Below are 13,758 nucleotides of genomic sequence, written 5' to 3'. Positions count from 1 at the left end.
AAACACCCGTTCCCATTCCGAACACGGAAGTTAAGCCCGCCAGCGCCGATGATACTGCCCTGGAGACGGGGCGGGAAAGTAGGGCGGTGCCAGGCTTTTTTTATTTTTCCTACTGGAGGTGGGATATGGAACTCTGGGTTAGGGCGAACGGGGAAACTGTTAAACTTCAAGGTTCCCTTAAGGCAATCTTTGAGGCAGTTCTTGAAAAGTTCAAAGAAAATCCTCAAATACTGGCCTTCAACGGAACAAAAAGAGAAAGGAGACGTTTTAAAAGGGAACTCAGGGAAGCTGGTAGAGACCTCTTAAGGGCAGCAGAAAACTACCTCAACTGGTACAGAAGCTGTAAGAGACTTTTCAGCTAATTCCGTCTCAAAAGAAAAAGAAACAGGAAGCCTCCTTTTAGGGAGGCTTTATTTTTTTATGGGCACTTATTTTATAGTAGTAACCTGACTTGCTACCTGCATTAGTCATTGAAAATTATAGCAGTGTCCACCCAAGTGTGTAAAAATTTCAAATTCTAAATCTAAAGGAGGATGGACACATAAAAAAAGTATAACCCACAGCTAATTCAAGAAGACCTCAGAAAACTCATTCAACAAATACTACGGAAGAGGAGAAAAGGACAACTACCGTAACGGTTATATCTCCAAAACCGTTAAAACAGCTATAGTTAAGAAGAGACGAAAAGTCCTCAAAGTTGTAGGACAAGGTAATAGCTTTTTACTCAAAGGGAATGTCAGTTAGGGATGTCCAAGAGCTTTTATTAGGATATGTGCGGAATGGAGATGAGTCCTTTCTCATTTCAAAGCTCACAGAAAAGATACTTTCGAAGGTAGAAGAATGGCAATCAAGACCTTTGGAGAAGATCTACGTAATCTTCACGGTAGTTAAGCTTGGGAAGAAGTGGAGCAGGAGCAGTGTAAGGAACTGGGGCATAATTTACGGTCAGCTTTCTGAAATTTTTGGTGAGGGACTGGAGGCATGATAGAATTTACACACTTCTATGGGTACTCCCTTCACTTCATTTTACTGGTTTGGAGGTGTGGTATTTATGAAATCGATTGTAGAGAGGGATTTAGGAAGAAGATTACTAGAGGAAATTAAAAAACCTTACAGTGTGTATTTTGTTTCCGGTCCAGGAGGCGCTGGAAAGACAGAGTTAGCGAAGTGGCTAAAGAAAATGCTGGAAAGCAGAAACAGGGTCTGCATATATATTGATGCTGAGGATATAAGAAAGGAGGAGATTAGCTTTTTCACGTTCTATAAGAGGTTTCTCAATGTTAAAGGATCAACTATGACGGATTTCCTTCGTAAGATGATAGATGGGGAGTTGGAAGGAAACAAAAGTAGTTTATTGGAACAGCTCTTTGCAAAAGAAGTTAAAGAAAAAGTTAAAGAAAAATACGAATATCTGATATCTCGGGTTATGGAAGTTTTTGGTCAGGACGAGTATGTTCGTGAATTAAAAAACGTTAGTGAACGTATCATTAAGTACTTGATAGAGCAGAAAAGGAAGAAATTTGAAGTAAGTTTATGGAGCTTCTTAAAACAGAATGCAGATAAGTTTTTGATTATTATAGATACTCATGAGAAGTTGGGGGATCATAGCATAATAACTTCTCTTTCCTTGGGCGAAGGAAAATATTTTGGGGAATTAGAGTTTCAAGAAGATCAACAGAGACACAATTTGAAGAATTATGTATTATCGCTAATAGCTTATAGTGGCATAAAGGCTATAATTTTTGGTAGATACAGTCCTTGGGAAGTAAGGTTTGGAAAGTTGGTGGGAACCGATTTTTATTTAAATAGTTTTATAAACTATTTGGAATCAGAGGGGAAAAAGTTTCAAGTTCATCAATTGGATGAAATATCGGAAAAAGAGGTTAGAGAATATTTTCAATTGTCCGGAATTCACTTAGAGGAAAACGATATAAAAAGAATAAAAGAAGTTGTAAAAGGAAACTTTGGGATATTGTGGTTGTTAAAGATAGCTCTGGAAAAAACTTTAAGAAGTGGCAGGAGTGTAGAGGAATTCTTAGAAGAAAATAACGTTATGAATGCTGGGACGGGTATAACGTTTCTAACATGGCTTCTTGAGATTATCTTTAGAAGAAATTTCAACAGTGACGTAGTTGATGTTGCGATAAGACTTGCACATATACCTTATATACATATTCGCTTTTTGGAAAGATTGGGGATAAAAGGAAGCTTAATAGAATGTCTCCTAAAGGAAGGTATTTTGAAAACGAAGGAGGATAATAAGTGGTATTACTTTCACGATAGTGTTAGATATGCTTTGATGTATAGGTTTTTCAATGAAAGAGATTATAAATCTGCAGAGGAATTTCATGAACTTCATAGAATTGTTGCTCAAGAAATGGAGAGTTTAGGTTTTAAAAAGTTTGATGGCTATCTCTTTCACAAGGTAATGGCTTCTGTGGTGGAAAAGTTTGCTAACGATGTTGACGTAAGTTGGTTCTGTAGGGAGTTTATTGATTATATCTTGTTCGGTAAAAGGTTGAATTCTTTTATTTTTTTCGGGATCCTAAAAAAATATCCTTTTATGACTATTGATGAAAAGTTAGAGTTTGTAGATTTGATTCTTAAAGGGGAGCTACGTAGAGATGAATTTGAGTTTTGGATGGAATTTTTTAGGTTATTTTACAGTAAAATGTATCTCTGGAGAAATTTGCAGGACGATATTCAGGATATTAGAATTGTTTCCAGTTCATTAGACGAAAAAGTTTTCTACGAAAGTGCAATTAGCTACGTTAATTTCCTCTTCTTAGTAGGATACAAAAATATAAAGGAAATCAAGAAGCATTATGAAGAGAAGTTCTCAGATAGGAAGGGTTTTGAGCTTTTTAAGAGAGTTGTGGAAAGAAATCTTTCAAAAGTGAAGGAAAGTATAGAAAAGGTGATTCTTGACGAAAAATTACCATTAAACGTTAAAGCGAAATTTCTGGGAATTTTTGCGATGTATGATAAGAAGTATAAACTCTATTGGTTCAGTGATGTTTTAAACTCCTTAAGAAGAGAGATAAAAGGAAATCCAGTAATTGATTTATCCTATGCTAATTTCCTTATGACTCGAGGAGAAATTAGAGAAGCTGAGGAAATTATAAAAAAGTATTCTGCAGTTAAATCTCAATATTTGTTTTACTGCTACTTAGAAAGTCGGCTCTTCCAGCTAAAAGGAGAAGAAAGAAAAGCAGTGGAGACATTTAAAGAACTCGTAAAAAAAGATTTTTCTATGTTTGCCTACATAAAAGGTATTAAGTTCTCTACAAAAGCCATAAAGGAAATCCTTAGCTTTGTTAGTAGTAATTTGGAAAGTCTCGGTGGGATTCCTTCAAAATTGAGCTTGATAAGGTATGTGAAGTTGCAGGAAAAGTATGGAAATATAGCTAAGGCTATATCAGAGGTGAATAGACTGCTGGAACTTTATCCGAATCCGAAGTTGGCGTTAGAATATGTGAGGATGTTAGAAAGGAGTGGAAATATAGCTAAGGCTATATCAGAGGCGAATAGACTGCTGGAACTTTATCCGAATCCGGAGTTGGCGTTAGAATATGTGAGGATGTTAGAAAGGAGTGGAAATATAGCTAAGGCTATATCAGAGGCGAATAGACTGCTGGAACTTTATCCGAATCCGGAGTTGGCGTTAGAATATGTGAGGATGTTAGAAAGGAGTGGAAATATAGCTAAGGCTATATCGGAGGCGAATAGACTGCTGGAACTTTATCCGAATCCGAAGTTGGCGTTAGAGTACATGAAGTTGGTTGGAAACTTACCTAAGGAAAAAATAGAGTGTTACCTACCTTTTGTAAAGGATTTGGTGAATACTTTTGAATGTGATAGTAGTATATGGAATACTTATTCTAAGGTTCTGAGAAAACTGGAAAGATTTGAGGAGTCAACTGATGCTTGTGAGAAAGCTTTAGGTATTAATAATAAAAATTCTGATGCTCTGATAAATTATGGATTTGCTTATAAATCTTGGGGAGATAAACTTTCTGGGTCCAAGGGAAATCTGGAAGAAGTAGAAGGATTTTACAAGAAGGCTGAATGCAAATTTTTGCGAGCTATTAAGGTAGCGAAAGAGACCGGAAAGAAGCAGTCAGCAATCTATTATGGACTGGGGCAACTATACTACAATTGGGCAATGTTTTTGAAAAGGAGAGGGAACAAGGTAGAAACTATAAATGAAAAGCTTAAACTATCAGAACGAAATTTAAGAAAAGCTTTAGAATATAATATGAAGGAAGATATCCACAGATTGAACCACCTTATCTTCCTTGTAAAAGTTCTTCAGGAATTGGGAGAACTGAGTGGGGATTTCTTAGAGCACTTCACAGAGGCTGAAAGACTTTACGAAAGAATAAAAAACAATATTCCTGCTCATCATAGCAAGTGGATTAAGAAAGAATTGGAGAAAATAAAAAAAGAACAATCCATCCCCTGATAAATTACACCTAAAAAACTAAAAAAGGTGGATAGCAGAAAATTAGGTTGTGTCAATAATTTTGTGTAAGCTATTTAGGAGTACCTCCCGGAGAACATTTCCTGAATCTCCTCTCTGGCTTCTAAAAAACCGTTTATTACCCTGTTAGACCATCTATCATTAAGCATTGCTACTCTGAGATAAACGAACTTCTCAACAGCACTAACCGACGGTAAAGCTCCTATTACCTTAACCCTCTTCCTTATCTCCTTTATCGTCCTTTCTATCAAATTCGTCGTGTATATTACTCTCTGTATAGACTCAGGATACTTGAGGAGCGTAGAGAGCTTATAAAGCTCCTGTTCCTAAGACTTTACAACCTTAGGATACTTTAACTTCCATTTCTCCTTGAACTTTTCAAAACCCATCAGAGCCTCCTTTTCCGTAGAGGCTTGATATATCCTCTTTAAGTCCTTCGCTATCTTCTTCCTGTCTTTAGCTCTTACCTTGTTCAGAGTATTTCTCACTTTGTGAACCACACACGATTGAAAGTCTGCTCTTGGAAAGTACTCCTTTATCCTTTCCTCAAGTCCAGTAACTCTATCTGCCACAAAAAGAAGGACTTCCCTTACACCACGGCCATAAAGCCTCTTTATTATCTCCAAGCTCTCAGCTCCCTCAGATGGATTGACTTCAAAATCAAGTATCTCTCTGTACCCTTCTTCATCTATACCAAGAGCAAAAAGAACAGCTTCTTTCTCAACAGTGTCTCTCCTGACAGATAGCCACATTCCATCAAGCATTATGACTGAGTATCTCCTCTTGAGCTTTCTTTGTTTCCACTTGTTTATCTCTTCTAGGGTCACCTGCGATATTTTGCTTATGGTTGAGAGAGAGTATTTAAGTTCAAACACGCTTTTAAGAGCTTGTGCTACTGTTCTTGTACTCATACCAGAGGCAAACATTCCAAGGATTAAGTCCTCAAGGTCGATGTCTCTCCTTTTGTAAGGTTCTATCAGCTTAGTTCTAAACTTTCCTTCCCTGTCCCTTGGTATTTTCAAGTTTTTTAGTTTTCCGAGGGCAGTATCAAGGTTTCTGACTTAGAAACCGTTCTTTGTTAAGAAACACTTCTCTTTCAACCGTCACGATTAACTCTAAGGTTTGCTTTACCACTTCCTTAACGAGGTCTGGTAGAATCTTCTGTAGTTCCATTTTTGCCTCCTGGGGTTGGTATTTGTAGGGTGTTCCCCAGGAGGTTATCCAATTTCTCCAGCTTACACGAAATATCGTACATTGCCTTGCTAAGTTCTGTGTCTTCAATCTGTGGGTTCTTGCTTCGGTCATTTGGACTTTTCAAACAGTCTCCCGGTTCCTATTCCAAAATGGCAAGCAAGTTGGGTTATAATATCTACCCAACTTTTCCCTTAATGAGGTGGAATGAGGTGGAAAGCATGACTCCCAATACCTTAGAAAAGTTAAAGAAAGAATTCCTTGAAAAGCTTGAGAAGGTTTCAACTACAGAAGAACTTGAAAACCTGAGAGTAGAGTTCATTGGCAGAAAAGGAAAGCTTACGGAGCTTTTAAAGTCTATTCCTAAGCTTCCTCCAGAAGAAAGGAGAAACTTTGGAAGAGCCTGTAACGAGCTTAAGTCAGAAATAGAATCTCTCCTTAAGGAAAAGCTTGTACATTTCAAGGAAGCTGAAAAAAGGGAAAAGCTTAGACGGGAAAGGATAGATGTAACTTTACCGGGCAGGAGAAATCCCTTAGGTTCACTTCACGTCGTTACGAAGACTTTAAAGGAAATCGTAAGGATATTTACAGCGATGGGATTTTCCGTAGCTGAGGGGCCAGAAATAGAGACAGATTTTTACAACTTTGAGGCTTTAAACATTCCTAAGGGGCATCCTGCAAGGGAGATGCAGGATACATTTTACATTTCTGAAGACGTAGTTCTTAGAACTCATACCTCCCCTGTTCAAGTAAGGGTAATGGAAAAACAGCAACCACCGATTCAGATTATTGCTCCCGGAAAGGTTTACAGGAAGGACGCCGACGTTACCCATACTCCCATGTTCCATCAAGTGGAAGGCCTTATGGTTGACCAGAGGGTTACCTTTGCAGACCTTAAAGGGGTTTTTGAGCTCTTCCTTAAGGAGATGTTCGGTTCCGATACGAAAGTTCGTTTTAGGCCTTCTTACTTTCCATTTACAGAACCGAGTGCTGAAGTTGATATTGGTTGCGTTATATGTGGTGGTAAGGGTTGTAAGGTCTGTAAGGGAACAGGTTGGCTTGAGATTCTCGGCTGTGGAATGGTTGACCCTGCCGTCTTTAAGGCCGTTGGTATAAATCCCGAGGTTTATCAGGGATTTGCCTTCGGTATGGGAGTTGAGAGGATTGCAATGCTTAAGTACGGTATAGACGATTTAAGGCTCTTCTTTGAGAACGATTTGAGATTTTTAAGACAGTTCAGGGGTATGTAGGATGAGGATAACGTACAGGTGGCTTCAGGAGTTTATTGATATAGGAGAGCTCTCCGCAAAGGAGGTTGCAGATATCCTTACAGACGTCGGAATTGAGGTTGATTCTGTTAGTTACGCTGCTGAAGGGATTGAAAAGGTTGTAACCGGGAAGATTGTTGAGCTAAAAAAGCATCCGAACGCCGACAGGCTGAAAATCTGTAAAGTTGATGTTGGAGATACGGTTCTTCAGATAGTTACAGGGGCTGACAACGTTTTTGAGGGGGCTGTTGTTCCCGTTGCACTTCACGGGGCAAGGCTTCCAAATGGCGTAAGGATTAAGAGGAGTAAGCTCCGTGGAGAAGTTTCTGAGGGTATGCTCTGTTCTGAGGAGGAGCTTGGCCTTACAGATTCAGCAAAGGGTATTATGATTCTTCCAGAAAACCTTGAGCTTGGAAGAGACATAAAAGAAGCCCTTGGGCTTGATGACTGGGTTATTGAGTACGAGATAACAACAAACAGGCCTGATGCCCTTTCTGTCTTGGGAATTGCGAGGGAGTTAAGGGCTGTTCTTGGGAAACCTATAAAACTTCCCGAGGTTTCCTTTATAGAGGGTGATTTTAAGGCGGAAGATGAGGCCTCCCTTAAGGTTCTTGACGGTGCAGCCTGTCCTCGCTACGACGGTTTTGTAATAAAGGGACTTGAGAATAAAAACTCCCCCCTCTGGATGCAGGTTAGGCTCTACCTTGTGGGCTTAAGGCCAATAAACGCCGTTGTTGACGTTACAAACTACGTTATGTACGAGCTGGGACAGCCCCTTCACGCTTTTGACCTTGAGAAGCTCTCCGGCAGGGAGGTTGTAGTAAGGAGAGCTAAGGAAGGTGAGAGGATAGTAACCCTTGACGGTGTGGAGAGGGAGCTCTCTCCATCCGACCTCGTTATAGCGGATTCGGAAAGGCCTGTTGCCATAGCCGGAATAATGGGGGGAGAGGAAAGCGGTACGTCCCTTGAAACTAAGGAGGTCTTCCTTGAGTCTGCCCACTTTGACCCTATGACTGTCAGGAAGACCTCTAAGCGTTTAGCCCTTATGACTGATGCTTCTTACAGGTTTGAAAGGGGAGCAGACATAGAGGCTACCGAGTTTGCTGCGAAGAGAGCTCTCCACCTAATCCAGAAAATCTGTAGTGGAGAAGTTGCGAAGGGGAAGCTCTCCTTCTATCCAAAACCCTATACCCCCAAGGTTATAGTCTTTAACCCCGATAGGGCTACGAAGATTCTCGGCGTAAACATCCCTGCAAGGAAGTCCTTTGAGATTCTCTCTAACCTCGGCTTTACAGTTAGGAAGGAACAGGACTACATAGTCGTTAAAGTTCCCTCTTGGAGAAAGTACGACGTAACCCGTGAGATTGACCTGATTGAGGAAGTCGTCCGCATTTACGGCATGAAGAATGTCGTTAGCTCCTATCCCCTTATGCACTCTGAGGTAGAGAGGAACTTCGTCTACGACAAGGTGCAGGAAGTTAAGGAGTTCTTAACAGCCCTCGGCTTAAATGAAGCCGTTAACTACAGCTTCATAGGGGAGAAACTCTACAGAAAATTTGGCTTTGGCGTTGAAGGTCTTATAAAGATTGCCAACCCACTCTCTGAAGAGTGGAGCTTTATGAGGGATAGAATCTTCCCGAGCCTTGTCCAAAATGCATGCTTGAACATAAACAGGAACGAGAGAAACGTTTTTCTCTTTGAGGTAGCCCGCGTCTTTGTAAACAGAGGTGAGAAACTTCCCGATGAACCCTTACACCTTAGCTTTGCCCTTACTGGCAAAGTTCCAGAAGGTCTTTACGGTGAAAGGGACGTAGACTTTTACGACCTGAAGGGAATACTTGAGTCGCTGATGGAGCTCTTAAAACTTTCCCCAGAGTTTAAGCCCTTAGAGAGCGAGGCCTACCTCCATCCCGGTCAGAGCGCAAAAGTCTTTGTGGACGGTAAAGAAGTAGGTTTCATAGGGAAGCTCCACCCAGACGTCCTTGAAAGGTTTGAAGTGAAGCAGGACATTTTTGTTGGAGAGCTAAACTTAGGGGAGCTCCTTAAACTCTCTGAAGGAAAGAGAATACGTTTCTCCCAGATACCCAAGTTCCCACCGGTAAGTAGGGATATTGCAGTTCTTGTTGACTTAGACCTTCCGGTTGCAGAGGTTGAGAAGGTCATAAGGAAGTCTGCGAAGTACCTTGAAAGGTTAAAACTCTTTGACATTTACACCGGAAAGGGCATTCCGGAAGGTAAAAAGAGCGTTGCTTTCTCTCTCCTCTTTAGGTCTCCTGACAGAACTCTCTCAGATGAGGAAGTTAACAAGATTATGGATGTTATAATAAAAGAGCTTGAGAAGATTGGCGCTAAGCTTAGGGCATAAGAGGAAAATTGTGAGTAGTCTACCGCAAACTGTAGAAGTTGTAATAGCAGGAAGGAAGTTTAACATAAAGACGGATAAGGACCCTGAATACGTTAGACATCTTGCCCAGCGCCTTGAGTCAATGGTTGAGAGAATAAAGACAGGTAACAGCAAGGTTACCTTAGAGAAGGCGCTGGTTGTCGCCTGCTTTTACCTTCTTGACGAGAACGAACTTTTAAAGAAACAGATACAGGAGCTTGGAGAGGAGATAAAGCGTCTTGAAGAGGGTGCTCATAAGCTCCTTGTAACCTCCTCCAAGAAAATAGCACCTTAAGGCACGTGGCGTGCTAACAAAGGAACAAATAAGAGAAAAAGTAAAACGGAGGAGGCTACTCCTCCCAGAGAGTGAAAGAAAGAGAAAAAGTGAGCAGATAGTTGAGAAACTGAAAGCTCTCTTGCCTTCTGATGTAAACACTCTTATGTTCTACGCCCCTTTTAAGGGGGAGGTTGACCTTCTTCCCCTTGCTGAGTGGTGTCTTAGTCGGGGTAAAAGAGTGGTTTTCCCTCGTGTTTCGGGCAAAGAAATCCTTCCCCTTGAAGTATTCTCCTTGTCTGAGCTTTCTCCCGGGTACTGTTCCATCTTAGAGCCTCCCTATGAGCTCTCTCGGGCTATTAACGAGATAGACGTTGTTTTTGTTCCCGGAATAGCCTTTGACTTGAACTGTTTTAGGATTGGGTATGGTGGCGGTTTTTACGACCGTTTCCTTGCCAGAACGCAAATAGGGTTTAAAATTGGAATCTGCTTTGACTTTCAGGTCGTGGAGAGAATTCCCCACGACCCTTACGATGTACCTGTAGACCTTGTTGTTACAGAAAAAAGGGAGATAAGGAGGAAAGAATGGAGCTAATCCTCGTTGCCATACTGGCAATCCTGTCGGGGCTCGCTGCTGGTTACGTGGTTGGCATAAAGAAAGGGCACGTTGAGAAGGAAGAGATAGAGAGGAAGGTAAAGGAAGAGGCCAAGTTAGAGGCTGAGAAAATTATTGAGAGAGCTAAGGAGGAGGCTTCTGAGCTAAAGCGTAAAGCTGAGGAGCTCCTTAAAGAAGCCCGAGAAAAGTTTGAGGAGATGAAAAAGCAGGCCTTCCTTCAGGCTAAGGAGGAGGTGCTAAAGGAAAAGGAGAGGTTAGAGGAGGAACTCAGGGAAAAGAGGAGAGAGCTCTCGGAGCTTGAAAGGAGGCTTTTGAGGCGTGAAGAGTTCCTTGATAAGAGGGAGTCTTCCCTTGATAAGAGGGAAGAGAACTTAGACAAGAGGGCTGAGTTCTTAGAAAAACTTGAGGCAGAGCTTGAGGAGAAGAAGGCAGAAGTTGAGAGGTTAGAGGCGGAGCTCCTTGAGAAGGACATGAAGGTTACTCAGCTCTTGGAGGAGGAGCTCAAAAAACTTGAAGAGATTGCCGGTATGACGAAGGAAGAGGCAAGAGAAGAGCTTATGAAGAGGATGGAAGAGGAGATAAAGAGGGACTTGGCCGTTCGCTATAAGAAGATGGAGGAGGAGTTTGAGCAGAACTTGGAAAGGAAGGCTAAGAAGATACTTGCAACTACCATTCAGAGGCTTGCCACAGACGTGGTTGCCGAAACGACCGTTGCCGTTGTTGACCTTCCAAACAACGAGATGAAGGGAAGAATCATCGGAAGGGAAGGTAGGAACATAAGGGCCTTTGAGCTTGCTACAGGAGTTGACCTGATTATTGACGATACACCAGAGGCTGTAACCATTTCCTCCTTTGACCCTGTAAGGAGGGAAGTTGCAAGAATTGCCCTTGAAAGGCTTGTAGCTGATGGAAGGATTCACCCTGCAAGGATAGAGGAGGTCGTTGAGAAGGTAAAACAGGAGATAGAGCAGGAGATTATCGCTGCTGCTGAGGAGGTTCTCTTTGAGCTTGGAATAGACAACGTCCACCCTGAGCTCAAGAAACTTCTTGGAAAACTGAAGTTCAGGACTAGCTACGGTCAAAATGTTCTTCAGCACGTTAGAGAGGTTGCCTACCTTGCCGGCATGATTGCTGCAGAGATCGGAGCTGACGTTCAGCTTGCTAAACGTGCAGGGCTCTTCCACGACATAGGAAAGGCCGTTACCCACGAGGTTGAAGGTTCTCACTCTCTAATTGGGGCTGACATCCTTAAAAAATACGGTGAGCCAGAGGCTGTAGTTAACGCTGCTGCTGCCCACCACGGAGAGGCCGAGTTTACGACAATTGAGTCTGTGTGTGCCGCAACGGCGGACGCTTTAAGTGCCGCAAGGCCGGGAGCAAGGAGGGAGAGTTTAGAGGCCTACATTAAGAGGATTGAGAAGCTTGAGAGCATTGCCGAGTCTTTCCCCGGCGTTATGAAGGCCTTTGCGATTCAGGCAGGTAGGGAAGTGAGGATAATGGTTGAGCCTGATAGAATCACGGACGAAGAGGCGGCTTTCCTTGCCCACCAGATTTCAAGGAAGATTGAAGAGGAAGTTCAGTATCCCGGCCAGATAAAGATAACCGTCATCAGGGAGACAAGGGCTGTTGACTATGCAAAGTAAAAAGTTCTTGGTAGTTGGAACGGCTGGACACATAGACCACGGTAAGACTACCCTCATAAAGGCTTTAACGGGTATTGATACCGACCGCTGGGAAGAGGAAAAAAGGCGGGGTATGACGATAGACTTGGGTTTTGCCCATTTAGAACTCCCAAGTGGCGTTCTGGTTGGAATCGTTGACGTTCCCGGTCACGAAAAGTTCATAAAGAACATGCTTGCAGGAGCTCACGGTATAGACTTTGTCCTCTTCGTTATAGCCGCAGACGAAGGAGTTATGCCCCAGACTCAGGAACACCTTACAGTCTGTGAAGTTCTTGGGACGAAAAAGGGTATCGTCGTTCTAACGAAGAAGGATCTTGTAGACGATGACTGGTTGGAACTTGTGAAGGAGGACGTAAAGGAGTTCTTAGAAGGGACTTTCTTAGAGGGAGCTCCCATTATTCCCGTCTCTTCAAAGACTGGGGAGGGCTTAAAGGAGCTCCTTGAGGAGATGGATAAACTGGCAGCTGAGGTAGAGCCCAAGAGCTCTAAGGGAATTCTCAGGCTTCCAGTTGACCGCTCCTTCATGGTAAAAGGTTTTGGAACGGTTGTTACGGGAACTCTCCTTTCTGGTAAGGTAAAAACGGGAGATACCGTTGAGATACTGCCTGAGGGTAGGAGGGTAAAGGTAAGGGGGCTTCAGGTTCACGGTAAGGGGGTAGATGAAGCCTTTGCCGGCCAAAGGACAGCCCTTAACCTTTCGGACGTTTCTAAGGAGGAGGTAGGAAGGGGCGACCTCATTGCTACTTCCGGTTACCTTAAGCCTTCTACGATGGTTGACGTTGAGCTAACCCTTTCTAAGGACGCAGACCTTATCCTCCAGTCTGGCCATAAAGTTCACTTTCACCACTTAACCAAGGAAGTTGAAGGAGAAGTCTATTTAGTTGATAGGGACGAGCTGCTTCCCGGAGAAACTGCCCTTGCTCAGGTGAGGCTGAAAGGAGAGGTTGTTCCCGTTTACGGGGACAGGTTCGTAATTCGTAACTACTCACCTGCAAGGGTTATAGGTGGCGGGAAGGTTCTAAATCCCCTTCCTGAGAGAAGATTTAGGCGTCGCTTTAGGGAAGAGTACCTCTCTTTCCTTTCCACTTTAAGGGAAAAGGACAAGAAGGATATTGTCCTTTCCTACGTTAAGAAGTTTCCCGGAGCTCTCTCTCCAGAGAAGTTCGTCCAGCTTTTAAACCTAACTCCGGAAGAGGCCTCTCAGGTCGTTAAGGAGCTTGTAGAGGAAGGGGAGCTCCTTCTTTCAGGAGGGGAGCTCTACCCATCAGAGTTCTTTACCGATTTAAAGGAAAAACTCCTTAAGGCCATTGAAACCTACCATAAGGAGTACCCAATTGCTGAAGGGATAAACAAGGAGTCTTTAAAGAGTAAACTTTCCGTTCCTTCTCCGATTCTCTCTGAGGCTATTAGGGAGCTCCTTTCAGAGGGCAAAATAGAGGAAAGTGGAGGAATACTAAGGATTAAGGGCTTTGTCCCCTGCGAGAAGGGTACTTACTTTGAGATTCCTGTAAGGAAAGCTCAGGAATTGATAGAGAAAAAAGGCTTCTCTCCTCCAGAGACAAAAGAAATTGCAGAGGAGCTTGGAATTTCAGAGGAGGAGGCGAACCTGATAGTTTCCTACCTTGTAAATAGAAAGGGCTACAGGAAAATTGCTGATTTCATATACAGTCCCTCTGCCATTGAAAAAGTTAAAGAGATTCTCAGGGAACACTTTAAAAAGAAGGGCACGCTGTCCGTTGGAGAGTTTAAGGACTACCTCGGCGTTTCAAGGAAGTTTGCAATCCCCCTTTTAGAGTTCTTTGATTCTGTAGGCGTTACCGTAAGGCAGGGGAATGAAAGAGTAAAGGGTGAGCTTTAAGTG

The 13,758-nt window shown here is 42.6% G+C and carries 9 protein-coding genes, 1 rRNA gene and 1 pseudogene; 10 read left to right on the top strand and 1 reads right to left on the bottom strand.

What is annotated here, in order from left to right; all coding sequences use genetic code 11:
* The 4 genes from rrf to CLV27_RS02600 form a co-directional block, all read left to right on the top strand.
* Positions 1 to 95: ribosomal RNA gene (rrf, locus tag CLV27_RS02615) — 5S ribosomal RNA — on the top strand; the annotation flags it as partial.
* A gap of 30 nt (positions 96 to 125) precedes the next feature.
* The gene (locus CLV27_RS02610; RefSeq protein WP_132525516.1) at positions 126 to 362 is read left to right on the top strand and encodes a hypothetical protein; all 237 of its coding nucleotides are present in this window, start codon (positions 126 to 128) and stop codon (positions 360 to 362) included.
* A 350-nt stretch (positions 363 to 712) separates the two neighbouring features.
* Positions 713 to 985: a transposase gene (locus CLV27_RS02605; RefSeq protein WP_274542980.1), complete on the top strand. Its 273-nt coding sequence runs from the start codon at positions 713 to 715 to the stop codon at positions 983 to 985.
* A gap of 66 nt (positions 986 to 1,051) precedes the next feature.
* Positions 1,052 to 4,465: a tetratricopeptide repeat protein gene (locus CLV27_RS02600; protein WP_132525512.1), complete on the top strand. Its 3,414-nt coding sequence runs from the start codon at positions 1,052 to 1,054 to the stop codon at positions 4,463 to 4,465.
* A gap of 74 nt (positions 4,466 to 4,539) precedes the next feature.
* Here CLV27_RS02600 and CLV27_RS08525 read toward each other — a convergent pair.
* A pseudogene (locus tag CLV27_RS08525) lies at positions 4,540 to 5,656 on the bottom strand (IS256 family transposase).
* A gap of 239 nt (positions 5,657 to 5,895) precedes the next feature.
* Here CLV27_RS08525 and pheS point away from each other — a divergent pair.
* From pheS to selB, 6 genes are read left to right on the top strand one after another with little or no spacing between them, the layout of a single operon-like run.
* Positions 5,896 to 6,924 (top strand): phenylalanine--tRNA ligase subunit alpha, encoded by a 1,029-nt coding sequence (gene pheS, locus CLV27_RS02590; protein ID WP_132525548.1) that lies wholly within the window; start codon positions 5,896 to 5,898, stop codon positions 6,922 to 6,924.
* Between the two features lies 1 nt (position 6,925).
* Complete coding sequence (pheT, locus tag CLV27_RS02585; RefSeq protein WP_132525510.1) at positions 6,926 to 9,307, top strand: phenylalanine--tRNA ligase subunit beta; 2,382 nt, start codon at positions 6,926 to 6,928, stop codon at positions 9,305 to 9,307.
* A gap of 10 nt (positions 9,308 to 9,317) precedes the next feature.
* Complete coding sequence (locus CLV27_RS02580; protein ID WP_132525508.1) at positions 9,318 to 9,620, top strand: cell division protein ZapA; 303 nt, start codon at positions 9,318 to 9,320, stop codon at positions 9,618 to 9,620.
* A 10-nt stretch (positions 9,621 to 9,630) separates the two neighbouring features.
* Positions 9,631 to 10,194 carry a 5-formyltetrahydrofolate cyclo-ligase gene (locus tag CLV27_RS02575; RefSeq protein ID WP_132525506.1) on the top strand — a complete coding sequence of 188 codons (564 nt, stop codon included), beginning with the start codon at positions 9,631 to 9,633 and terminating at the stop codon, positions 10,192 to 10,194.
* Positions 10,185 to 11,858 (top strand): ribonuclease Y, encoded by a 1,674-nt coding sequence (rny, locus tag CLV27_RS02570; protein ID WP_132525504.1) that lies wholly within the window; start codon positions 10,185 to 10,187, stop codon positions 11,856 to 11,858. Before CLV27_RS02575 ends, rny begins: the two co-directional genes overlap by 10 nt.
* Positions 11,848 to 13,755, top strand: a complete 1,908-nt coding sequence (selB, locus tag CLV27_RS02565) for a selenocysteine-specific translation elongation factor (protein ID WP_132525502.1) — start codon at positions 11,848 to 11,850, stop codon at positions 13,753 to 13,755. Before rny ends, selB begins: the two co-directional genes overlap by 11 nt.
* Positions 13,756 to 13,758: the final 3 nt, after the last annotated feature.

The organism is Phorcysia thermohydrogeniphila (assembly GCF_004339575.1).
Lineage (GTDB): Bacteria > Aquificota > Aquificia > Desulfurobacteriales > Desulfurobacteriaceae > Phorcysia > Phorcysia thermohydrogeniphila.
This window is presented reverse-complemented; position numbering and strand designations above follow the sequence as displayed.

Excerpts from the sequence above, each read along its gene's own strand:
- CLV27_RS02600 (WP_132525512.1), top strand. The coding sequence starts at position 1,052 with ATGAAATCGATTGTAGAGAGGGATTTAGGAAGAAGATTACTAGAGGAA.
- CLV27_RS02610 (WP_132525516.1), top strand. The coding sequence starts at position 126 with ATGGAACTCTGGGTTAGGGCGAACGGGGAAACTGTTAAACTTCAAGGT.
- selB (WP_132525502.1), top strand. The coding sequence starts at position 11,848 with ATGCAAAGTAAAAAGTTCTTGGTAGTTGGAACGGCTGGACACATAGAC.
- pheS (WP_132525548.1), top strand. The coding sequence starts at position 5,896 with ATGACTCCCAATACCTTAGAAAAGTTAAAGAAAGAATTCCTTGAAAAG.
- rny (WP_132525504.1), top strand. The coding sequence starts at position 10,185 with ATGGAGCTAATCCTCGTTGCCATACTGGCAATCCTGTCGGGGCTCGCT.
- pheT (WP_132525510.1), top strand. The coding sequence starts at position 6,926 with ATGAGGATAACGTACAGGTGGCTTCAGGAGTTTATTGATATAGGAGAG.